The organism is Streptosporangium sp. NPDC087985 (assembly GCF_044741965.1).
In the GTDB taxonomy this organism is placed as follows: domain Bacteria; phylum Actinomycetota; class Actinomycetes; order Streptosporangiales; family Streptosporangiaceae; genus Streptosporangium.
The window spans coordinates 749,811-772,589 of sequence record NZ_JBIUTQ010000002.1 but is presented as its reverse complement, the minus strand read 5'-3'; the positions used below and the strand labels follow the sequence as shown (position 1 = coordinate 772,589).

The 22,779-nt window shown below is 69.1% G+C and carries 20 protein-coding genes; 1 reads left to right on the top strand and 19 read right to left on the bottom strand.

Annotated elements, in window-relative coordinates:
- Window positions 1-586: 586 nt before the first annotated feature.
- From tyrS to argC, 10 genes are all read right to left on the bottom strand, one after another.
- Window positions 587-1,855, bottom strand: coding sequence for a tyrosine--tRNA ligase (gene tyrS, locus ACIN94_RS08895; protein ID WP_400701623.1), 1,269 nt, complete (start codon window positions 1,853-1,855; stop codon window positions 587-589).
- 133 nt (window positions 1,856-1,988) lie between these two features.
- Window positions 1,989-2,639, bottom strand: coding sequence for a DNA-3-methyladenine glycosylase (locus ACIN94_RS08890; RefSeq protein WP_400701619.1), 651 nt, complete (start codon window positions 2,637-2,639; stop codon window positions 1,989-1,991).
- On the bottom strand, window positions 2,639-4,057 hold the full coding sequence (gene argH, locus ACIN94_RS08885; protein ID WP_400701616.1) for an argininosuccinate lyase: 1,419 nt from the start codon (window positions 4,055-4,057) through the stop codon (window positions 2,639-2,641). The genes ACIN94_RS08890 and argH overlap by 1 nt, the downstream gene beginning before the upstream one ends.
- A gap of 40 nt (window positions 4,058-4,097) precedes the next feature.
- Entirely contained in the window at window positions 4,098-5,297 is a 1,200-nt protein-coding gene (locus tag ACIN94_RS08880; RefSeq protein ID WP_400701613.1) for an argininosuccinate synthase, read from the bottom strand.
- A 64-nt stretch (window positions 5,298-5,361) separates the two neighbouring features.
- The gene (locus ACIN94_RS08875; protein ID WP_400701610.1) at window positions 5,362-5,865 is read right to left on the bottom strand and encodes an arginine repressor; all 504 of its coding nucleotides are present in this window, start codon (window positions 5,863-5,865) and stop codon (window positions 5,362-5,364) included.
- Complete coding sequence (gene argF / locus ACIN94_RS08870; RefSeq protein ID WP_400701608.1) at window positions 5,862-6,872, bottom strand: ornithine carbamoyltransferase; 1,011 nt, start codon at window positions 6,870-6,872, stop codon at window positions 5,862-5,864. Before argF ends, ACIN94_RS08875 begins: the two co-directional genes overlap by 4 nt.
- Window positions 6,865-8,013 carry an acetylornithine transaminase gene (locus tag ACIN94_RS08865; protein WP_400701720.1) on the bottom strand — a complete coding sequence of 383 codons (1,149 nt, stop codon included), beginning with the start codon at window positions 8,011-8,013 and terminating at the stop codon, window positions 6,865-6,867. Before ACIN94_RS08865 ends, argF begins: the two co-directional genes overlap by 8 nt.
- Window positions 8,014-8,069: 56 nt before the next feature.
- Window positions 8,070-9,038, bottom strand: a complete 969-nt coding sequence (gene argB, locus ACIN94_RS08860) for an acetylglutamate kinase (protein ID WP_400701605.1) — start codon at window positions 9,036-9,038, stop codon at window positions 8,070-8,072.
- Window positions 9,035-10,189, bottom strand: coding sequence for a bifunctional glutamate N-acetyltransferase/amino-acid acetyltransferase ArgJ (gene argJ, locus ACIN94_RS08855; RefSeq protein ID WP_400701602.1), 1,155 nt, complete (start codon window positions 10,187-10,189; stop codon window positions 9,035-9,037). Before argJ ends, argB begins: the two co-directional genes overlap by 4 nt.
- Entirely contained in the window at window positions 10,186-11,208 is a 1,023-nt protein-coding gene (gene argC / locus ACIN94_RS08850) for an N-acetyl-gamma-glutamyl-phosphate reductase (protein WP_400701599.1), read from the bottom strand. The genes argJ and argC overlap by 4 nt, the downstream gene beginning before the upstream one ends.
- Window positions 11,209-11,475: 267 nt before the next feature.
- Between argC and ACIN94_RS08845 the strand changes: the two genes are divergently transcribed.
- Window positions 11,476-13,137 carry a class I adenylate-forming enzyme family protein gene (locus tag ACIN94_RS08845; protein ID WP_400701596.1) on the top strand — a complete coding sequence of 554 codons (1,662 nt, stop codon included), beginning with the start codon at window positions 11,476-11,478 and terminating at the stop codon, window positions 13,135-13,137.
- Window positions 13,138-13,210: 73 nt separating this feature from the next.
- Here the strand turns inward: ACIN94_RS08845 and pheT are convergent, their stop codons facing one another.
- From pheT to mltG, 9 genes are all read right to left on the bottom strand, one after another.
- Window positions 13,211-15,727: a phenylalanine--tRNA ligase subunit beta gene (pheT, locus tag ACIN94_RS08840; RefSeq protein ID WP_400701593.1), complete on the bottom strand. Its 2,517-nt coding sequence runs from the start codon at window positions 15,725-15,727 to the stop codon at window positions 13,211-13,213.
- Window positions 15,727-16,776 (bottom strand): phenylalanine--tRNA ligase subunit alpha, encoded by a 1,050-nt coding sequence (gene pheS / locus ACIN94_RS08835; protein WP_400701717.1) that lies wholly within the window; start codon window positions 16,774-16,776, stop codon window positions 15,727-15,729. The genes pheT and pheS overlap by 1 nt, the downstream gene beginning before the upstream one ends.
- Before the next feature lie 119 nt (window positions 16,777-16,895).
- Window positions 16,896-17,978 carry an ATP-binding protein gene (locus ACIN94_RS08830; RefSeq protein WP_400701590.1) on the bottom strand — a complete coding sequence of 361 codons (1,083 nt, stop codon included), beginning with the start codon at window positions 17,976-17,978 and terminating at the stop codon, window positions 16,896-16,898.
- Window positions 17,979-18,029: 51 nt separating this feature from the next.
- The gene (locus ACIN94_RS08825; RefSeq protein WP_400701587.1) at window positions 18,030-18,860 is read right to left on the bottom strand and encodes a TrmH family RNA methyltransferase; all 831 of its coding nucleotides are present in this window, start codon (window positions 18,858-18,860) and stop codon (window positions 18,030-18,032) included.
- A gap of 73 nt (window positions 18,861-18,933) precedes the next feature.
- Window positions 18,934-19,317, bottom strand: coding sequence for a 50S ribosomal protein L20 (gene rplT / locus ACIN94_RS08820; RefSeq protein ID WP_012892552.1), 384 nt, complete (start codon window positions 19,315-19,317; stop codon window positions 18,934-18,936).
- A 24-nt stretch (window positions 19,318-19,341) separates the two neighbouring features.
- Window positions 19,342-19,536, bottom strand: coding sequence for a 50S ribosomal protein L35 (gene rpmI / locus ACIN94_RS08815; RefSeq protein ID WP_012892553.1), 195 nt, complete (start codon window positions 19,534-19,536; stop codon window positions 19,342-19,344).
- 130 nt (window positions 19,537-19,666) lie between these two features.
- Entirely contained in the window at window positions 19,667-20,335 is a 669-nt protein-coding gene (infC, locus tag ACIN94_RS08810; protein ID WP_400701581.1) for a translation initiation factor IF-3, read from the bottom strand.
- 344 nt (window positions 20,336-20,679) lie between these two features.
- On the bottom strand, window positions 20,680-21,504 hold the full coding sequence (locus tag ACIN94_RS08805) for a shikimate dehydrogenase (protein ID WP_400701578.1): 825 nt from the start codon (window positions 21,502-21,504) through the stop codon (window positions 20,680-20,682).
- On the bottom strand, window positions 21,504-22,670 hold the full coding sequence (gene mltG / locus ACIN94_RS08800; protein ID WP_400701575.1) for an endolytic transglycosylase MltG: 1,167 nt from the start codon (window positions 22,668-22,670) through the stop codon (window positions 21,504-21,506). Before mltG ends, ACIN94_RS08805 begins: the two co-directional genes overlap by 1 nt.
- Window positions 22,671-22,779 lie beyond the last annotated feature (109 nt).

Genomic DNA, 22,779 nt, shown 5'->3' with positions numbered 1-22,779 from the left:
ACCGAAGCGGGTTGGACGGGGTTGTGCTTCATGCACTGGCTTTTAACACACTGTTGAGTTCTCAAGAAACGGACGCGTTCTCCATCCCCGTGACCTCGCGGTCCCGGCTCCGGGGCTCTCTCTGTCTCTATATTTCGATCTTAGCTCGCTCGTCATCTCTGTGTCAAACCGCTCGTTTTGAGCTACTTGCCACAAGACGGTCAAGTCTTGCTAAGATTTTAGCCACTCTCTTTCAAGAGCAACCCTCTAAACTTACCTAAACATCTTGACAGCGTCAAAACAGCCAATTTTCTGGCAATCTTCACGGAAGTCGAAAGTTAAGGTCCGCTCAGCGGATCCGTCCCCCGAAGCTCGTCCACCGATCCGGTGTCCGGCTCGCTCCTGGGGCATTGAGAATGCTAGGCGGCCTCCAGAACATCGTCAAATCAGCCGCATCCGAAGGAGCCGCAGGTCGTCGACGAGTTCACCGGGAGACCCAGGCTCTCCGCCACCGAACGTTACAGAACCAACGACGGGCGCCCCGGCCGAAGCCGGGGCGCCCGTTTCACAGGTCGAGGCGTCAGCCGCACACCGTGCAGAGGAAAGATCAGGCGGCGATGACCTCGACGCCACCGACGGAACGCTTGCCACGGCGCAGTACCAGGAAGCGTCCGTGCAACAGGTCCTCGGCGGCGGGCACATAGGCCTCATCGGTGATCTTCACGTTGTTGAGGTAGGCACCGCCCTCCTTGACCGCTCGACGGGCAGCGGACTTCGACTCCACCAGCCCGCTCTCAGCAAGCAGATCGACGAACGACGCTCCCAGCGTGGAGACCTCGGCACGCGGGACCTCGGCAAGAGCCTCCCCCAGCGTCCGCGCCGGCAGGTCTTCCAGCGAGCCCTGGCCGAAGAGAGCCGCCGAGGCCGCGATAACCGCGGCGCATTCGTCGGCACCGTGCAGCAGCGTGGTGAACTCCGTCGCGAGCGCGCGCTGCGCCTCACGTGCGGCAGGCCTTTCGGCGGCGGACTTCTCCAGCTCCTCGATCTCCTCACGGGACTTGAAGCTGTAGATCTTGAGGAACTTGATCACGTCCCGGTCGTCCGCGTTCAGCCAGAACTGGTAGAACGCGTACGGCGAGGTCATCTCCGGGTTGATCCACACCGCACCGCCGGCCGTCTTGCCGAACTTGGTACCGTCGGCCTTGGTGATCAACGGCACGGTCAGCGCGTGCACGTGGTTGCCGGTCACCCTGCGGATCAGGTCGGTTCCCGCGGTGATATTGCCCCATTGGTCACTGCCGCCGATCTGCAGCGCGCAGCCGTGCCGCCTGTTCAGCTCCAGGTAGTCGTTGGCCTGCAGGATCTGGTAGCTGAACTCGGTGTAGCTGAGCCCCTCGCCACCGAGCCGCGCCGAGACCGATTCCCGGGCCAGCATGCGGTTGACGGGGAAGTGCTTGCCGACGTCGCGCAGGAAGTCGATCGCGGACATGCCCTCGGTCCAGTCGAGATTGCTGACCAGAATCCCTCCGGTCTCCTCGGAGAAGTCGAGGAACTTCTCCAGCTGAACACGGATCCGTGCGACCCATTCGGCGACGACGTCGGAGGAGTTGAGCGAGCGCTCGGTGCTACGGCCACTGGGGTCACCGATGAGGCCGGTCGCACCGCCGACCAGGGCGACGGCCCGGTGACCCGCCCGCTGCAGCCGGGTGAGAGTCAGCAGCGGGACCAGGTTGCCGACGTGGAGGGAGGGTGCTGTCGGATCGAACCCGCAATAGACCGTGATCGGACCCTCGGCCATCGTCGCGCGCAGGGCGTCAATGTCGGTGGACTGCGCGATCAGGCCGCGCCAGGCGAGGTCATCCAGAATGTCGGTCACGATCCTTGCTTTCCAATGTTCGAAGGGACATTTACCGCTCCTGTACAGCCTGCCCGATCACAGCACCACCGCGCCACTCATGAAGCCCTCTCGCGACCCAGACGACCAGCACGGACAGGCGGATAACGGGAATCTACCGGCGGCGCGGGACGTGTGGACGGTACGGGGAGACGGTGGGGTCTCCGTCGATCCAGAAGCGCCAGGGGGTCTCCCGTGCCGACGAGACCCCGGTGCGCGGACCTGATCGGACCATCCCGGCCTGGGGAGGGTCGCCTTCCAGGACGTTGATCGGACCGGGCGGACAGACATCGAGCCCGTCGTCCTCCCGGGTGAAGCCGAGTGCCACCGCCAGGCGCGCGGGCCCGCGTGCGAGATCACGTGCGGCGACGGTACGGCTCGCGCCCACCGTCCGGCGGGCCAGGGCGACCTCGGCGCCGGAGATCACCTCACCGGCCCGCAGCAGCACCCCCGAACCCACTCCTTCGGGGAGACAGACGATGTTCGCGCAGAAATGCATGCCGTAGGTGAAGTAGACGTAAAGATGCCCCGGTGGCCCGAACATCACCGCGTTGCGCGATGTCCGGCCCCGGTAGGTGTGGGAGGCGGGATCCTCTCCGGGCTCGCCGTACGCCTCGACCTCGGTGAGACGGACCGAGACCGGCCCGTAGTGGATCACCCGTCCCAGCAGGTCCGGGGCGACCTCGTGACCGGGCCGCTCGAAGAACTCCCGCGTCAAGGGCGTGGACCCGGCAAGCGTGCGCTCGCCGGGGGCGCCGACCTGCATCAGTTCCCGCTCGCCCAGGCGGCCTGGGCGTCGACGATCTCGCGCAACTCGGTGAGCTGGTCGCGGACCCTGTCGGGGGCCGTTCCACCGTGCGCCTTGCGAGCCGCCAGCGCACCCGGCACGGAGAGCACCTCGCGCGAGTCGGGCGTGAAGTGCGGCGAGACCTTGGCCAGCTCCTCATCGGTGAGGTCACCGAAGTCCTTGTCGTTGACCTGGCACCAGACCACCAGATGGCCGACCGCCTCGTGCGCCTCACGGAACGCGATCCCCTTGCGGACCAGCAGCTCAGCCAGGTCGGTGGCCAGCGCGAACCCGTCGGGGGCCGAGGCCTCCAGCTTGGCGGTGTTGACGCGCATGGTGGCGACCAGGCCGGCCACTGCCGGGAGGACCAGCAGCAGGGTGTCGACGGAGTCGAACACCGGCTCCTTGTCCTCCTGCAGGTCACGGTTGTAGGTCAACGGCAGGCCCTTGAGCGTCGTCAGCAACGACACGAGGTTGCCGACGAGACGGCCGCTCTTGCCGCGTGCGAGCTCGGCGACGTCCGGGTTCTTCTTCTGCGGCATGATCGACGAGCCGGTGGAGTAGGCGTCGTCCATCTCGATCCAGCGGAACTCCTGCGAGGCCCACAGGACGATCTCCTCGCCCAGACGCGACAGGTGCATACCGATCATGGCCGCGTCGAACAGGAACTCTGCGGCGAAGTCGCGGTCGGCGACCGCGTCCATCGAGTTGGGCGCGGCGGAGTCGAAGCCGAGTTCCCTGGCCACGGCCTGCGGGTCCAGCGGCAGCGACGATCCGGCCAGCGCGCCCGAACCGAGCGGGGAGACGGCCGCCCGCCTGTCCCAGTCACGCAGCCGCTCGATGTCGCGGGCGAAGGCGTGCACGTGGGCCAGGAGCTGGTGGCCGAAGGAGACCGGCTGGGCGTGCTGCAGGTGGGTCATACCGGGAGCGGCCGTCTCGGCGTGCTCCTCGGCCTGGCTCATCAGCGCGGTCTCCAGTTCGACCAGCCGGGACACGATATGCCTGACGTGGTCGCGGAGGTAGAGCCGGAGGTCGGTGGCCACCTGGTCGTTGCGGCTGCGACCGGCGCGGAGTTTGCCGCCGAGCGTGCCGAGACGCTCCAGCAGACCGCGTTCCAGCGCGGTGTGGACGTCCTCGTCTGCCACAGTCGGCCGGAACTCGCCCGACTTACAGGCCCGCTCGAGGTCGTCCAGGGCGCCGATCATGCGCCCCAGTTCCTCCTCGGTGAGCAGCCCCGCGCGGTGCAGCACCCGGGCATGCGCGCGCGAGGCCAGCAGGTCGTACGGCACGAGCCGCCAGTCGAAGTGCACGCTCACCGAGAGCCTGGTCAGCGCGTCGGCCGGACCTCCCTCGAACCGGCCGCCCCACAGCCGCATCGGCTTACCACCATCAGTCACCGTTGTCTCCCTCCCAGTTCAATCCGCGACCCTAGCCCAATCAGGCCAGCCGGGCGTCCCGGGCGGCCGCGATCTTCGAGGGCAGGCTCCACAGCTCGACGAAGCCCTTGGCGAGCGACTGGTCGAAGGTGTCGCCGGTGTCGTAGGTGGCGAGGTTGAAGTCGTACAGCGAGGCCTCTGAGCGACGGCCGGTGACCGTGGCCCGGCCGCCGTGCAGGGTCATCCGGATCTCGCCGGTGACGTGCTGCTGGGCCTCGGCGATGAAGACGTCCAGGGCCTTCTTCAGCGGGGAGAACCAGAGGCCGTCGTAGACGAGCTCGCCCCAGCGCTGGTCCACCGACCGCTTGAACCGGGCGAGGTCACGCTCGACGGTGACGTTCTCCAGCTCCATGTGCGCGGTGATCAGCGCGATGGCGCCGGGTGCCTCGTAGACCTCGCGGGACTTGATGCCGACGAGCCGGTCCTCGACCATGTCGAGGCGGCCCACGCCCTGGGCGCCGGCGCGCTGGTTCAGCTCGGAGATGATCTGGAACGGGGTCAGGTGGCGCCCGTCCAGCGCCACCGGGACGCCCTTGACGAAGCTGATGATGACCTCGTCGGCCTCACGCGGCTGGGCCGGGTCGGCGGTGTAGGAGTAGACGTCCTCGGTGGGGCCGTTCCAGACGTCCTCCAGGAAGCCGGTCTCGACGGCCCGGCCCCAGATGTTCTGGTCGATCGAGAAGGGGTTCTTCTTGGTGGTCTCGATCGGAAGGCCCTTCTCCTCGGCATAGGCGATCGCCTTGTCCCGGGTCCACGCGTAGTCGCGGGCGGGGGCGATGACCTTGAGCTCGGGGAAGAGCGCGGCCAGGCCGGCCTCGAACCGGACCTGGTCGTTGCCCTTGCCGGTGCAGCCGTGTGAGACGTGCGTGCCGCCGAACTCCTTGGCCGCGGTGGCCAGGTGCTTGACGATCAGCGGCCTCGACAGTGCGGAGACCAGCGGGTAGCGGTCCATGTAGAGGGCGTTGGCCTGCAGTGCGGGCACGCAGAAGTCGGCGGCGAACTCCTCGCGGGCGTCCACGACGACGGATTCGACGGCGCCGCAGTCGATGGCCCGCTTGCGGATGATCTCCATGTCCTCGCCGCCCTGGCCGACGTCGACGGCCACGGCGATGACCTCGGCGCCGGTCTTCTCGGCGAGGAAGGGAATGGCAACAGAGGTGTCAAGGCCGCCTGAGAAGGCGAGTACGACCCGGTCAGTCATGATCAGTTTCTCCAAAGTCTTTTCATCACGAGTGGGTGGAGCTGGGACGGCCCGCCAGAGCGGGCTAGATACGTCGGTCGGCGTGCCGGAGCAGGGCCTCGGCGACCGCTTCCCCGCCCATCGGATCCCTGCTGATGACGAGGATCGTGTCGTCTCCGGCCACCGTGCCGAGGATGGACTTCCACTCGGCGTGGTCAATGGCGGAGGCGAGGAACTGGGCGGCACCCGGCGGCGTGCGGACGATCACCAGGTTGGCGGAGGCCTCGGCGGAGACGAGCAACTCCTCGGCGAGCCTGCCCAACCGGGCTGCCGGTGACTCGCCGCCGCCGAGCCGGGTCAACGGGATCCGGCCGCCGCCCTCGCCCGGCAGTGCGTAGACCAGAGAGCCGTCCTCGGCGCGCAGCTTGAGCGCGCCGAGTTCGTCCAGGTCCCTGGAGAGGGTGGCCTGGGTGACCTCCACCCCGCTCTCCAGCAGGAGCTTGGCGAGTTCGGGCTGGGAGCGGACCGGCTGCCGCTGCAGGAGCTCGGCGATCCGCGCCTGGCGGGCAACCTTGGTCATGGGAATCATCGGGTGACCTTTTCGGGCCTTATGCCAAGCGTGCCACGGCCACCGGCGCCCCCGGCCCTCCGGGTCGCCGAAACCAGCCAGTGCAACAGGGCCTTCTGGACGTGCAACCGGTTCTCCGCCTGGTCCCACACCAGGCTCTGCGGGCCGTCGAGAACATCGGCGGAGATCTCCATATCCCGGTAGGCGGGCAGGCAGTGCAGCACGATCGCGCCGGGAGCCGCCTGCCTCATCACCTCCGCGTTGACCTGGAAGGACATCAGGTCGGCGATCCGCTGTTCCTCGCCGTCCTGGCCCATCGAGACCCAGGTGTCGGTGGCGATCACGTCCGCACCGGCGGCGGCCACGCCCACGTCGGGTAGCACGACGACCGATCCGCCGGTCGTCGCGGCGATCTCACCGGCCCGCCGCAGGACCTGCGGATCCGGCTGGTATCCGGCCGGGGCACCGATCCGCACGTGCATGCCGGCCACGGCTCCGCCGAGCAGGTAGGAGTGGGCCATGTTGTTGGCGCCGTCTCCGAGGTAGGTCAGGGTGAGACCGGCGATCCTGCCGAAGTGCCCCCTGACGGTCTGCAGGTCGGCGAGGATCTGGCAGGGGTGAAACTCGTCAGTGAGCGCGTTCACCACGGGCACCGAGGATGCGGAGGCCATGGCCTCGATCCTCTCCTGTCCCGAGGTCCGCCACACGATGGCACCGACCTGGCGCTCCAGAACTCGGGCGGTGTCCTTGATGGACTCGCCCCGGCCCATTTGCGAGGACGCGGCATCGATGACGAGGGGCAGGCCGCCGAGCTCTCCGATGCCGACGGAGAAGGAGATCCGGGTCCGGGTGGACGGCTTGTCGAAGAGCACGGCGACGGTCTGCGGACCGTCGAACGGCCGGTAGCCGTAACGGTCCTCCTTCATCGCCTCGGCCAGGTCGAGCACCTCGGCCTGCTCGGCGGGCGACAGGTCGTCGTCCCGGAGGAAGTGTCTGATCAGCGCGGAGTCCGCGCGGTGCTCAGTCATCAGCGGCCTCGTCAAGGATGGCGGGGAGCGCGGCCACGAAGGTGGCGATCTGCTCGGATGTGATCACCAGCGGGGGGGCGAGCCGTACGGCGTCGGGCTGGAGGGCGTTGACCAGGAAACCGGCCTGCTCCGCCGCCGCCTGGACCTGTGCGGAACGGTCGCCGGTCAGCACGACGGCCAGCCACAGTCCCCGGCCGCGGACTCCCGCCAGCAGCGGGTGGTCGATCGCGGCGATGCCCTCGGCGAGCTGCGCACCGACCGTCCGGACGTGCTCCAGCAGGCCGTCCTCGTCGATCGTGTCGAGTACGGCGAGCGCCGCGGCGGCCGAGACGGGGTTGCCCCCGAAGGTGGAGCCGTGGTCGCCCTTGGCGAAGATCGTGCCCGCCGGGCCGAAGCCGACGCAGGCGCCGATCGGCATACCGCCGCCGAGGCCCTTGGCCAGGGTCAGCACGTCGGGTACGACCCCTTCGTTCTGGTGGGCGAACCAGTGCCCGGTACGGCCGATCGCGGACTGGATCTCGTCGGCGACCAGCAGCGCGCCAGTCGCGTCACAGATCTCCCTGGCGGCCTTGAAATAGCCGTCAGGCGGCGGCACGACTCCGGCCTCGCCCTGGGTAGGCTCCAGGAAGACCGCGGCACAGTCTTCGGTGACCGCGTTCTTCAGCGCGTCGGCGTCACCGTAGGGGACGAACCGGACATCAACCGGGAACGGGCCGAACGGGTCGCGGATCGACGGCTTCCCGGTCAGCGCGAGCGCGCCGAGGGTCCGGCCGTGGAAGGCGTTCTCGGCGGCCACGAAGTAGTCACGGCCGTCCGTCCTGCCGTACTTGATGGCGAGCTTGAGGGCGGCCTCGTTGGCCTCGGTGCCCGAGTTGGTGAAGAACACCCTGGCCGGGGCGCTGAGCAGGCCGAGCAGGCGTTCGGCGAGGAGGACCTCCGGCTCGTGCAGGAACAGGTTGCTGGTGTGTGCGAGCGTGGCGACCTGCCGGGAGACGGCCTCCACCAGCGCCGGGTGGGCGTGGCCGAGGGCGCTGACGGCGATACCGCCGATCAGGTCGAGGTATTCGCGGCCGTCGACGTCCCAGACCTTCGAGCCCTCGCCGCGCGCCAGCGCCACCGGGGGCACGCCGTAGTTCGGCATGAAGGCGGCTTCGAAGCGCTCTCTGAGCGCGTCGGAGGCGGGACGCTCGTGCAGGCTCACTTGTCACTCCCGTTCAGCTGGATGGTGGCGGTCAGCCGCCGGTTGACCAGACTCGGTACGGCCGGCGCCTTCGCGGTGTCCGGCAACACCATGGTTCCGATGCCCTCGTCGGTGAAGATCTCCAGCAGTACCGAATGGGGCACCCTGCCGTCGAGCACGTGCGCCTGGGGCACGCCGCCCTGGACGGCGGTCAGGCACGCCTCCATCTTGGGCACCATGCCGCTGGACAGGCCGGGCAGGAGCTTGCCGAGTTCCGTGGCGGACAGTTCCTTGATGACCTCGTTGCTTCCGTCTTCGGCGCCGGGGCGCCAGTCGCGGTAGAGGCCCGCGACGTCGGTGAGGACGATCAGTTTGGACGCCTGGAGCGCCACCGCGAGCGCGGCGGCGGCGGTGTCGGCGTTGACGTTGTAGACGGTGCCGTCGTCGCTGCGCGCGATCGAGGAGATCACCGGGATCCGCCCGTCGTCCAGCAGCGCCCGTACGGCTCCGGCCTCGATCTCGACGATGTCGCCGACCTGGCCGATGTCCACCCGGGCACCCTCGACGACGGCGTGCTTGCGGACCGCGGTGAACAGGTGGGCGTCCTCGCCCGACATGCCGATCGCGAACGGGCCGTGCCTGTTGATCAGGCCGACCACGTCCCGGTTGACCTGACCGACCAGAACCATCCTGACGACCTGCATGGCCTCGGGGGTGGTGACGCGGAGCCCTGCGGTGAAAGTGGACTCGATGCCGAGCCTGTCGAGCTGGGCGTTGATCTGCGGACCACCTCCGTGCACGATCACCGGCCTGAGTCCCGCGTAGCGCAGGAAGACGACGTCGGCGGCGAACTTCTCCCGCAGATGCTCCTCGGTCATCGCGTTGCCGCCGTACTTGATGACGATGGTCGCGCCGTTGAATCGGGCGAGCCAGGGCAACGCCTCGATCAGCGTGTGCGCCTTGGCCAGTGCCTCATCGGTCCTCATGAGGAGTACGCCGAATTCTCGTGGACGTAGGCCGCGCTGAGGTCCGTGGTGTGGATCGTCGCCGAGTACGGGCCCGCCGACAGGTCGATGGTGATCGTCACGTCGCGGGGGCGCAGGTCCACCTTGGACCTGTCGTCCCCGGCGGCACCGCCCCTGCAGATCCAGACGCCGTTGATGGCCACGTTGAGCCGGTCGGCCTCGAAGGCCGCGTCCGTGGTGCCGACCGCCGACAACACGCGGCCCCAGTTGGGGTCCTCACCGTGGATGGCGCACTTGAGGAGATTGGAACGGGAGACGGTACGGCCGACGAGGACCGCGTCCTCCTCCGAGGCGGCGCCGACCACCTCGATGGCGATCGCCTTGGTGGCGCCCTCGGCGTCCACCAGAAGCTGGCGCGCGAGATCGGCGCAGACGGCGCGGACCACCTGCTCGAACTCGCCGAGGTCGGGGGTGACGCCGGACGCACCGCTGGCCAGCAGCAGGACGGTGTCGTTGGTGGACATACAGCCGTCGGCGTCGAGCCGGTCGAAGGTGACGGCGGTCGCCTTGCGCAGCACCACGTCGAGCTGCTCGGCGGGCACGTCGGCGTCGGTGGTGATCACGCAGAGCATGGTGGCCAGGCCTGGGGCGAGCATGCCCGCGCCCTTGGCCATACCACCGACCATGTAGCCGCCTTCGCCTCGCCTGAAGGAGATCTTGGAGACGGTGTCGGTGGTGCGGATGGCGTCGGCGGCGGCCAGGCCGCCGTCCCTGCTGATCTGGGAGACCGCGAGGTCCACCCCGTCCAGCAACGCCTCCATCGGCAGTCGCTCGCCGATCAGACCGGTGGAGCAGACCGCGATCTCGCCCGCCGAGTCGTTCAGCGCCTCGGCGACCTTCTCGGCGGTGGCGTGGGTGTCCTGGAAACCGAGCGGCCCGGTGCAGGCGTTGGCTCCGCCGGAGTTCAGGACGACCGCGTGGACCCGGCCTCCGGCCAGCACCTGCGCCGACCAGAGCACCGGCGCGGCCTTGACACGGTTGGCGGTGAAGACACCCGCGGCGGCGCGCGACGGGCCGTCGTTGACGACGAGCGCCAGGTCGCGGGCGTCCCCGGGCTTGATTCCGGCGGCGACTCCCGTTGCCCGGAAGCCGAGAGGGGCGGTCACACTCATGGGGCAACTCCATTGACTGGAAGGCCGAGCTCTTCTGGCAGGCCGAGGGCGAGGTTGGCGCTCTGGATCGCGCCTCCCGCGGTGCCCTTGGTCAGGTTGTCGATGGCGATGACGGTGACGACGCGTCCGGTGCGCCCGTCCAGGGCCACCTGGAGCGCGGCCGTGTTCGCGCCGAGGGTCATCGAGGTCGCGGGCCACTGCCCTTCCGGCAGCAGCCGGAGGAACGGCTCGTCCTTGATCGCGGTCTCGTAGGCCTCGCGCAGGACCTGCGCGGTGACGCCGGGTCTGGCCGGCGCCGTGCAGGTGGCGAGGATGCCGCGGCTCATCGGGGCCAGCATGGGGGTGAAGGAGACCTTCACCGGCTCCCCCGCCAGCGGAGAGAGATTCTGCTCCATCTCGGGGATGTGCCGGTGGACGCCGCCGACGCCGTAGGCGCTGACTGAGCCCATCACCTCGCTGCCCAGCAGGTTCGGCTTGGGCGCCCGGCCCGCCCCGCTGGTGCCGCTGGCGGCCACCACGACCACGTCGGGCTCGGCGAGACCGGCGGCGAAGACGGGGAACATCGCCAGGGTGACGGCCGTCGGGTAGCACCCGGGGACGGCGATCCTCCGGGCGGCACGCAGCCTCTCCCGCAGGCCGGGCAGCTCGGGCAGCCCGTACGGCCAGGCGCCGGCATGGACGCCGCCGTAGAAGTGCTCCCAGGCCGCGGGGTCGGTGAGCCGGAAGTCTGCGCCGCAGTCGACGACGAGGGTGTCCTCGCCGAGCTGTCCGGCGACGGCGGCGGACTGACCGTGCGGGAGAGCGAGGAAGACGAGGTCATGGCCGGCGAGGGTGCCGGCCGTGGTGTCCTGCAGGATCCGGTCGGCCAGCGGGGCCAGGTGGGGCTGGTGGGCGCCGAGGGGGGCACCGGCATTGGAACCCGCGGTCAGCGCGCCGATCTCGATCTCGGGGTGGGACAGCAGCAGGCGCAGCAGCTCGCCCCCGGCATAGCCACTGGCACCGGCGATCGCCGCTCTCATCCGTCCCCCTTGGGTTGCATGTTCATGCGGTCATGCTTATGAGCTTACTAGAGAGAGTATGCATGCTCAAGGATGGTCATGCAAGTTGCCTGTGGGGTCACCCCGGATGATCACTGGTAGTTAAGTGATACAAAACGCATAAACATTGATTTTTGGTTATGCATGGACATACGGGCTAAGCAGGCCGGAATGTTCCGTACTGTTGCCCGTACCTACCGGTCGGTATCGTGATGTCTCCGGTCCCTCCGCCCCTGGGAGTACGAACGCATGACCGTCACCCACGACCAGGTCCAGGCCCAGCTGACCGCTCCAGGACAGCTTTTCGAGATGGACGAGGTGCCCGGCCACGGCGGCACCGTCAGGACCTGGAAACACGCACCCACCCACTTCCGTGCGCTGCTGGAGATGAGCAGGTCCCATGGGGACAAGGTCTTCCTCACGTACCAGGACCAGCACCTCACCTACGAGGAGCACTTCCGCAGGGCGGCCACGCTGGCGCGACGCCTGGTGGAGGAGTACGGGGTGGTCAAGGGCGACCGGGTGGCCATCGCCATGCGCAACTACCCGGAGTGGGTGATCTCCTTCTCCGCCACGCTGGCGGCGGGGGCCGTAGCCGTGCCGCTCAACGCCTGGTGGACCGCGCAGGAACTGGAGTTCGGCCTGTCGGACTCCGAGGCCAAGGTGCTGATCGCCGACGGCGAGCGGGCCGCCGTGCTCACCGGCCTGGCGCAGCCGCTGATCGTGACCCGGGGTGAGGTCCCCGAGGGGGCGCGCTCGTTCGAGGACGTGCTGGGCCGGATCGAGGCCGACGTGACGCTTCCACCGGTGGAACTCTCGCCTGAGGATCCCGCCACGATCTTCTACACCTCGGGCACGACCGGCCGCCCCAAGGGCGCGCTCGGCAGCCACCGCAACGTCGGACAGTCCCCCATGACCGTGGCCTACGGACTGCTGCGCAGCGCGGTCCTGGCGGGCAGGGATCCGGGGACGTCAGCGGGGCAGCGCCGCGTCACCCTGCTGACCGTGCCGCTCTTCCACGTCACCGGCTGCTTCGCGGTCATGACCACCACCATGTTCGTCGGCGGCGGCCTGGTGCTGATGTACAGATGGGACGCGGGCCACGCCCTCGAGCTGATCGAGCGCGAGAAGGTCACGGGGATCACCGGCGTACCCACCAACGTCTGGCAGTTGCTCTCCCACCCCGATCTGAACAGGTACGACATCTCCAGCCTCAGCTCCCTCGGGTACGGCGGCGCCCCGGCCCCGCCGAAACTGCTGGAACGCATCACCGAGCAGTTGCCCAGCCGCGCCCCCTCCAACGGGTACGGCCTGACCGAGACCACCGCGCTGGCCATCAGCAACGCGGGGGCGGACTACCTGGCCAAGCCCGACAGCATCGGCCGGCCGGTGCCCGTGGTCGAGGTGAAGATCACCGACCCGCTCGGCGGCGAACTGCCGGTCGGCGAGGTGGGCGAACTCTGCCTGCGCGGCCCGAACGTCATCCTCGGCTACTGGAACCGTCCCGAGGCCACCGCCGAGACCTTCGTCGACGGCTGGCTGCACACCGGTGACCTGGCACGGGTGGACGAGGAGGGGTCCGTGTTCATCGTCGACCGGGCCAAGGACATGGTCATCCGCGGCGGAGAGAACGTCTACTGCGCCGAGGTCGAGGCCGCGTTGTTCGAACACCCGGCAGTGGACGACGCGGCGGTGATCGGCATCCCCCACGACGAGCTGGGCGAGGAGGTCGGCGCGGTGGTACGGCTGGCGTCCCCGGCGAGCGCCGAGGAACTGCAGGCATTCCTGCGCGAGCGGATCGCGGCGTTCAAGGTCCCGGTCCGGTTCTGGATCCGCGAGACCGAGCTCCCCCGCAACCCCGGCGGCAAGCTCCTCAAGACCCGCCTGCGCGAGGAGGTCCTGGGCTCCTGACGCCCTGTCGCGCTCCTCGGCCCGAATGCGAAGGTCCCGACGGCATGGCCGTCGGGACCTCCACGGATGTGGATCAGGCGCTGCGGAGCTGTGCTCCGGTGCGCTCGCCGGCGAGCGCCACGGCCGCGTCGCGGGCCGCGGTGATCTCCTCGGCGGTCAGGGTCCGGTCCGGCGCGCGGAACCGCAGGGTGTAGGCCAGGGACTTCCTGCCCTCGCCGACCTGGGTCCCGGCATAGACGTCGAACAGCCGGACCGACTCCAGCAGGTCGCCCGCCCCCTCGCGCAGCGCGGTCTCCACCTCGGCCACCGGGGTGACGGCGTCGACGACGAGCGCGACATCCTGCGTGGCGACCGGGTAGGCAGAGATCAAGGGTGCCTCCACCGGGCCGGTCATCAGTGACTCCAGCCGGGTCAGCTCCAGCTCCATCGCGCTGGTACGCGGGGGCAGCCCGTACGCCTCGACGACCCGCGGGTGCAGCTCGCCGGCGTGACCGACGAGCACGTCCCCGGCGTACAGCGCGGCGCAGCGGCCGGGGTGCCAGGGCTCGTGCCGGTCGGCGCGGACATCGAGGGTGACCCCGGCCTCGCGGGCCACCGTGCGGGCCGCCTCGACGGCGTCCGCCCAGCCGGCCGCGCGGCCCTTGCCCCACCATCCGGACCGCTCGAACTCCCCTGCCAGCACGGCACCCACCCGCAGCGGCTGCGCGGGCAGGGCGGACTCGATCGAGGCGAGTTCCTCCTCGCTGGGCCTGCGGTCCACACCGAGCACCGGCGCGGTCGCGGGCCCATCCGGAGACGACCGGTAGACCAGGCCCGTCTCGAACAGCGCCACGTCGCCGAACCCCCGGCCCACATTGCGGACCAGCGTCTTGAGCAGCCCCGGCAGCAGCGTGGTCCGCATCAGCGGCTCATCCTCGCTGAGGGGGTTGGCCAGCCGTACAGCCTGACGGCGCGCGTCGCCGGCGGACAGCTGCAGGTTGTCGAAGTCACGCTCCCCATTGAACGGGTAGGCCAGGATCTCGACGTAGCCGGAGGCGGCCAGCGCCCTGCCCACCCGGCGGCGCAGCCGCTGGCTCTCGCTGAGACCCGCGCCCGCCGGGGCGACCGGCAGGATCGAGGGCAGGTTCTCGTAGCCTTCGAGCCGGATGACCTCCTCGGCGAGGTCGTTCGGGTCGGTCAGGTCGGGCCGCCACGAGGGCGGGGTGACCGTCAGCATGTCATCGCCGGTGATCGCGAGCTTGGCGGCGATCTCGCCGGTGGGGGCGACCGCCCCGGCGACGACCGTGCAGCCGACCTGTTCCAGGCGGCGGATCACGGTCCCGCGGTCATAGCCGGTCCCGGCGACCCTGCCGGGGTGGCCGCTCGGGATGGAGATGCGGACCTGCTCGACCTCGGCCTCGGCGTGTGTCACACCCGGCTGGACCGTGCCGCCGCCAAGCTCGGCCAGCAGCTGGGCCGCCCGCCAGGACGCGTATAGCGGGAGCTCACGGTCCACATTCCGCTCGAAGCGCTTGGACGCCTCGCTAACCAGGTTGTGACGGCGGGACATCCGGGCGACGCCGCTGGCGGAGAAGTGCGCGGCCTCGATCACGATGTCGGTGGAGACATCGGAGATCTCGGTGTGCAGACCGCCCATGGTCCCGGCCATCGAGATCACGCCCGACCCGTCGGTGATCAGGATGTCTTCCGGGTTGAGCGTGCGGACGACGTGGTCGAGCGTCTCCAGCGTCTCGCCCGGCTCGGCCCGGCGCACGACGATCTCTCCGGTCAGTTTCGTGGCGTCGAAAGCGTGCAGGGGCTGGCCCAGCTCCAGCATCACGTAGTTGGTGACGTCGACGGCCAGCGAGACCGGGCGCATGCCGGCGCGCGTGAGCCGTACGCGCATCCACCGGGGGCTCTGCGCCGCCGGGTCGAAGCCGTGGATCTCACGCAGCACGAAGCGGTCGCAGGCCACCGGATCAGCGATGGAGGCCGGGTAGGACGGGCCGGTCTCATCGGGCGGGGAGACGTCGGCCGGGTCGAGGAACTCCGCGCCGAAGGCGATGGCGGCCTCGCGGGCCACACCACGGATCGACAGCGCGTAGCCGATGTCCGGGGTGATCTCCAGCTCGATCACGTCGTCGCGCAGACCGAGCAGCTCGACCACGTCGGCCCCGATCGGGGGGCCCTCGGACAGCACCATGATGCCGTCGTGCAGGTCGCTCAGGCCGAGCTCGCGCTCCGAGCAGATCATGCCCTCGGACATCCGCCCGTAAGTCTTGCGGGCGCCGACCTCGAACCCGCCGGGCAGCACGCCCCCGGGCAGCACGACCGGCACCCGGTCGCCGACGGCGAAGTTGGTGGCGCCGCAGACGATCTCCCGCGGCGTGGCCTCCCCCACCTCGACCTGGCAGTGCCTGATGGGCTTCTTGAAGCCCTGCAGCTCCTCGATGGCGAGCACCTCACCGACGACCACGTTCTTGACGTCGTGGCCGTAGGAGGTGACGGCTTCCAGCTTGAGCCCGGCGGCGGTGAGCTTGTCGGCGATCTCGTGCGCGGTGACGGCGGGGAGATCAACGTACTCCCGCAGCCATGAAAGCGGGACCTTCATCAGACCTCCATTCCGAACGGGAGCGTGAAACGGACGTCTCCCTCGACCATGTCGCGCATGTCCTCGGCGTTGTGACGGAACATCAGCGTCCGCTCAATGCCCATGCCGAAGGCGAAGCCGCTGTAGCGACCGGGGTCGACACCACAGGCGATGAGCACCCGCGGGTTGACCATGCCGCAACCGCCCCACTCGATCCAGCCCTCTGACTTGCAGGTGCGACAGGGCGGGTTGCCGGGCACCGCGGAGGTACCGCGGCAGACGAAGCACTTCAGGTCCATCTCCGCGGACGGCTCGGTGAACGGGAAGTAGTTGGGCCGGAACCTGGTGGTGATCCCCTCCCCGAACATGACCTCGGCGAAACGGTCCAGGGTGCCCTTGAGGTGGGCCATGGTCAGGCCCTCGTCGATGGCGAGCCCCTCAACCTGGTGGAAGACCGGAGTGTGGGTGGCGTCGAGCTCGTCGGTGCGGAACACCTTGCCAGGCGAGATCACGTAGACCGGGGGCCTGCGGCTGAGCAGGGCCCGGATCTGCACCGGTGAGGTCTGCGTGCGCAGCACCATGCCCGACTCGACGGACTCCACGAAGAAGGTGTCATGCTCCGAACGCGCCGGGTGGTCGGGCGAGATGTTCAACGCGTCGAAGTTGAACCACTCGCCTTCCAGCTCGGGTCCCTCGGCCACCTCGTAACCCATCGCGATGAACGCGTCGGCGACACGCTCCTGCAAAGTGGTCAGGGGGTGCCGGGCGCCGCGCGGGGCACGGTCGGCGGGCAGCGTGACGTCGACGGTCTCCTCCACGAGGACCCGCTCGTCCCGCTCGGCCTCCAGCTGGGCCTGGCGCTCGGCGAGAGCGTCGGCGACGGCCTTGCGGGCGCCGCCGATGCGCTTGCCCGCCTCGGCGCGGGCCGCCGGGGGCAGCGCGCCGATCTCGCGGTTGGCCAGGGCGATCGGCGAACGGTCTCCGGCGTGTGCGAGCCGTACCTGCTTGAGTTCGTCGAGGTCGCGCGCCGCCTTGACGGCGTCGAGCGCGTCAGCCTGCATGCGCGCCATCTCATCGGCGTGCAGCGGGGTCACCTCAACCGGGTCGTAGTTAGACAAGAGAGCTCCGAATCCAGGGCTTAAGCGGCAACGAGTCTAGTCGGGGAAGCCCACCGGGCTTGCATCCGCGCTCAGGCGAAGTCAGGGGTGCCGGTGGGCACCATAAATCGGAACTCGGCCCCGCCCTCGGACCCCCGCTGCACGGTGATGGTGCCGCCGTGGGCCTCGATCAGGCCCTTGACGATGAACAGGCCGAGCCCGGTGCCGCCCCGGCGGCGGGCATTACCCCGCCAGAACTGCCGGAACACGCGCGTGGCCAGCTCAGGCGGGATGCCGTCTCCCTGGTCACGGACGGACACGGTCACTCCCCACTCGTTCGGCTCTATGGCTACTGTCACCGTACCGCGCCCATGACGCACCGCGTTTTCCACCAGGTTGGCCAGCACCTGGTCGATCTTGTCCTGGTCGAGCCAGGTCTCGGGCAGCTCCCCCCGGACCTCCAGTCGGAAACGGTCCTCCGGTTCCCCCGCCGCGACGCGTCCAGCGATGATCTTGCGGGCTCTGGCCGGGATGTCGACCACCTGACGGTGGATCTCCAGCCGCCCGGACTCGATGCGGGACACGTCGAGCAGCTCGGTGATCAGCCGGGTCACCCGGTCGGCGTCGGCGTTGACCGTCTCCAGCATGACGAGTTTCTGGTTGTCGGTGAAACGGGTCCATTTGGCCAGCAGGGTGGCGGTGAACCCCTTGACGCTGGTCAGCGGGGAGCGGAGCTCGTGGGCGACGGTGGAGACCAGGTCGGCGCGGCTGCGCTCCAGGCGGGCGCGGGCGCCGGCGTCACGCAGCGTGATCACCACTCGGACCACCTTCCCGCCCCGCTCGGGCCTGCGCACCAGGCGGGCGGCCACGAGCATCTCCTGGCCTCCGGGGGTACGGAGCGGGAGCTCGGGCTGACGGGTGCGGGTGGGCAGCCCTCCGTAGGTGTCGAACCACTTCCACCAGTCGCGTCCGTCATGGTCGTGGAAGGAGAACGCGTCGCGCAGGTGACGCCCGACGGCCTGATCGTGGGCGACTCCCGTGAGCCGGGTCGCGGCCCGGTTGACGGTCAGCACATGGCCGTCGCGATCGGTCACGACAAGACCGTCAGGAAGATCGTCCACCTCGATCACACAGGCGGAATCAGCGCTCCGCTCGTCGATGTGTTCGCCGTGCACGACCCCGCCTCCTCGACGCTACAACGCCGACAATAGCGGGTTTCCCGCATTCTACGGCAGCCCCGGAGCGGGGGGGCGGGAACCGGCCCGCTGAGATCGGGCAGATGCGTACAGACACACCGCGGCGGCGGTCGCGAGGTTGAGGCTTTCGGCCCGTCCGTAGATCGGCACCCGGACCACTCCGTCGGCCAGCCGCAGGATCTCCTCCGGCAGTCCCCACGCCTCGTTGCCGAAGATCCAGGCGGTCGGGCCAGACAGATCCACGTCGTCCAGTGTCTGCGTCCCCGCGCCGTCGGCGGCGAGCACCCGCAGCCCCGCCTCCTTGAGCCTCTGTACGGCCTGCGCCACCGGAGCCCCCGTGGTGACCGGAAGGTGGAACAGGCTGCCCGCGCTGGCCCGGACGCACTTGCCGTTGTAGGGGTCCACCGAGGCGTCGGTGAAGACGACCGCGTCGGCGCCGGCCGCGTCGGCCGTACGCAGTACGGTCCCGGCGTTGCCGGGGTCGCGGACGTGGGCGAGCACGGCCACCAGCCTGGCATCGGCGGTGAGGGCCCTGTCCAGGGGCACGTGAACGAACCGGCACACGGCGAGCAACCCCTGGGGGGTGACGGTCTGGGCGAGCTCGGCCATGACCTCGCCGCTGGCCCGGTGGAGGGGCACTCCCGCGGCGGTGGCGGCGGTGACGATGTCGGCGTGCCGCAGCTCGGCCTCGGCCGTGGCGAACAGCTCCACCACCACGCCGTCCAACGCCAGCGCCTCGCGGACCGCCTGCGGCCCCTCGGCGAGGAAGGACCGGTCACGGTCCCTGAAGGCCCGCTTGGTCAGCCGCCGGGCGGCCTTGACCCTCGGCGACTTGATGTTGGTCAGCTCGGATCCCGCCATGCATGTCTCCCCAAGAATACGAATGCGGCCCACAGCGTGATCGCTGTGGGCCGCACACTCGTCAGTGCCGGATTCAGCCGGCGACCGGCGCGTTCACGTCGGCCGGGAGCGCCTTCTTGGCGGCCTCCACCAGCGTCGCGAACGTGGCGGCGTCGTTGACCGCGAGGTCAGCGAGGATCTTACGGTCGACCTCGATGGAGGCGAGCCGCAGACCCTGGATGAGCCGGTTGTAGGTGATGCCGTTCTGGCGGGCAGCGGCGTTGATCCGCTGGATCCAGAGACGGCGGAAGGTGCCCTTGCGGTCCTTACGGTCGCGGTAGGCGTAGGTCATCGAGTGGAGCATCTGCTCCTTGGCCTTGCGGTACAGCCTGGACCGCTGGCCCCGGTAACCCTTCGCCCGCTCAAGAACGACCTTGCGCTTCTTCTTGGCGTTGATCGCCCGCTTCACGCGTGCCATGTGTATCTATCTCCCCGGGGACCGTTACTTAGCGAGCAGCTTCTTGATCTTCTTGGCGTCGGCATCGGAGAGCACGACCTCGGACTTGAGACGACGCGTCAAGGTGGACGACTTCCACTCGTTGTAATGTGCGCGGTTGGCGCGACGGCGCTTGATCTTGCCGGTGCCGGTCAGCCGGAATCGCTTCTTCGCACCGCTGTGCGTCTTCATCTTCGGCATCTCAGCCGTCTCTCCCTCGATCGTGCCGATGTCCCGGGCCGGTAACCCAAGTCAAGGGCATGCCTGACTGCGAGACCGGACCCGGTCTCGGCTTAACCTCGCGACTACCTGACGCTTCAGGCTATGCGAGTCACTCCTGCGGAGTGGCCACCTCGTCGACGACGGGTGCCTCCCCCTCCACGGGGTCCTCGTCACGCCGCGCCTTGGCCGCTGCCTTCTCGGCCTTGGCCTCGGCCTTCTTCTTGTGCGGTCCGATCACCATGATCATGTTTCGACCGTCCTGCTTCGGCTGGGACTCCACGAAGCCAAGCTCCGTGACGTCCTCCGCCAGGCGCTGCAGGAGCCGGAAACCCAGCTCGGGCCGGGACTGCTCCCGCCCGCGGAACATGATCGTAACCTTGACCTTGTCCCCGGCCTTGAGGAACCGCACCACGTGACCCTTCTTGGTCTCGTAGTCGTGCGGGTCGATCTTCGGTCGGAGCTTGATCTCCTTGATGATCGTGTACGCCTGGTTGCGCCGCGCCTCACGTGCCTTCATCGCGGACTCGTACTTGAACTTGCCGTAGTCCATGAGTTTGCACACGGGCGGGCGAGCCGTAGCCGCGACCTCAACGAGGTCGAGGTCGGACTCCTGAGCCAGCTTCAGAGCATCACCAATGGAGACGATGCCAACCTGTTCGCCGTTCGGGCCGACGAGGCGGACCTCGGGCACGCGAATACGGTCGTTGATGCGGGGCTCGGCGCTGATGGGGCCTCCTAGGTTGCGATCCGCCGCCGTCGTGACGGGCGGTTGCCACATGCTCGATCGTGCCGGGAGGTCGCGGAACACAGGCCGTTTCCGGGCCTGGATAAGCGAAATGCCCCGCACGTCGCGCATGCGGGGCCACATGAACTCATCAGCCTTGACGCCGTGAGCTCTCCGGAATTATCCGGCGTGATCCTTGACCTGCCGACCTCGCGGTCAGCCAGGTGGGAGGTGAACCTCCGCTTGCGCGTCCAGCAGGCACGCCGGACCGATCGATTAGTTACTCTACCACAACCGAGAACGCCCACCGAATCATCCCCGCGGCGCCCCGACGCCGCCTCACTTCCCGGTGCGGAATCATGTCCGGCCGGGGCCTCCAGCCTGCGGCCCGGGGGCAGTCAGCTCTCCGGAGCGACTCGCCTGACGATCTCGGCCTTGCCCGCAGCGCGCATCGCCTCCACCGGAACGTCGGTCCGGCCGGTCATCATCTCGACCTGCCGGACCGCCTGGTGCAGGAGCATGGGGAAGCCGCCGATCACTATCCCACCCCGCTCCGCCACCGCCGCGGCCAGGCGGGTGGGCCACGGCGCGTAAACCACGTCGAAGAGCGCGGGCACCCCGGCCACCAGGCCGGCGAACCCGTCGGCGGCTCCGGCGGGCAGGGTGGAGACGACCAAGTCCACGTCCAGAGCGGTGCCGAGCCTGTCGAAGGTCCGCACCGTCAGGCCCGTGCCCAGCCGCTCCGCCACCGTCGCGGTCTCCCCGGCCCTGGCCAGGTCGCGGACCACCAGGGTGACCTCGCCCAGGCCCAGCTCGCGCAGGGCGGCCAGGGTGGAGGCCGCCGTCGCTCCTCCGCCGAGGACCGTCGCCGACCGTGGCGGCGCCACGCCCGCCTCGGCGAGCGCTCGCACGATGCCGTAGACGTCGGTGTTGTCGCCGTGGCGAGCACCGTCACGGAAGACCACCGTGTTGGCCCCGCCCACCTGCAGCGCGAGTTCGGAGACCGTGTCGAGCAGCGGGAGCACGGCACGCTTGAGCGGCATGGTCAGCGACAGACCCGCCCACTCGGGGCCGAGCCCGCCGATCAGGCCGGGCAGCCCGGCCTCGTCGCACTCGATCGCCTCGTATCGCCAGTCGGACAGGCCCATGCTCTCGTAGGCGGCCCGGTGCAGGTACGGCGAGAGCGAGTGGGTGATCGGCGACCCGAGCACTGCCGCTTTCATCATCCACCCCTCCGGTTCTTCTCGAACTCCGCCTTGAGCTGTAAGAACTCGGCTTCGGACGAGGTGAACTTGGTGACGCCCCGCTTGGGGTCGGTGGTCACGAACCAGATCCAGTTGCCCTCGTCCGGGTTGAGTGCCGCCTGGATGGCATGATCGCCGGGGTTGGTGATGGGCCCCGGAGGCAGGCCGGGCCGCGCGTAGGTGTTGTAGGGCGAGTCGCTCTCGAGGTCCGCATTGGTCGCCGCGATGCCGTACTTGTTCAGCGCGTACATCAACGTGCTGTCCATCTCCAGTTTGCGCTCGGGACTGCTGCCAAGACGGTTGTAGATGACCCGGGCCACCTTCCCCATGTCCTCGACGCTTCCGGACTCGGCCTGGACGATGCTGGCGATCGTCATGATCTCATGCGGGGTGTAACCGAGAGCCTTCGCCTCCCTCTCCAGTCCGTCCTTGGAGGCGGTCTGGTGGAAGCGGTCGACCATCGCCGTCAGGATGTCGGCGGGCGTCATCTTGGGCGAGACCTCGTAGGTCGCGGGGAAGGCGTAGCCCTCCAGCCTGCCCTTGGCGTAGGAGGGCAGCCCGAGCGCCTTGGCGTTCCTGGAGGCCCGCTGGAACTCCCTGAGCGGCTTGCCGGTCTGTTCGGCGAGCTGTACCAGGGTGTCGGACAGGCGCAGGCCCTCCTTGAGGATCACCTTCTCCCGCAGCCGCTTGTCCGGATCGAGCAGGGTGACGGCGGTGGCCGCGGACATCTGCTTGCGCATGGTGTATTCACCCGGCTGCAGGGAGGCGCTCATGCCGGCGTCGGCCACGGCGTTGACGAACGCCTTGGCGCTCTTGACCACACCCTGCTCATGCAGGGTCTGTGCGATCTCCGAAGCGCTCTGCCCGTCCTTGATCTCCACAACGACCTCACCGACGCCCTGGCCGGTGTAGTCCTCGACGGTCATCACGTCGCGCAGCCAGGTGTAGCCGTAGAAGCCGCCGGCGCCGATGCCGCCCAGCAGGACGATCGCGGCGAGCATCGGGGCGAGGAAGCCACCCCGGTTGCGGCGGCGCCGGCGGCGCCGTCCGCGCCTGTTGCCGGAGCCCTGGGATGTACGTGATCTGCGCCGTGACCGACCGTCGTCATCGGCGCCGACCAGGAAGTCCATATCGAGATCACTCATAGCTTCGCCGGCCAATCTCCCGGTAGGGACGGCCTGGCGTCAAGGGGGTATGCCAAACCGGAGGGGGACACCGGGCCAGATGTCCCGGTCAGCCGGGCACCTTCTCCTG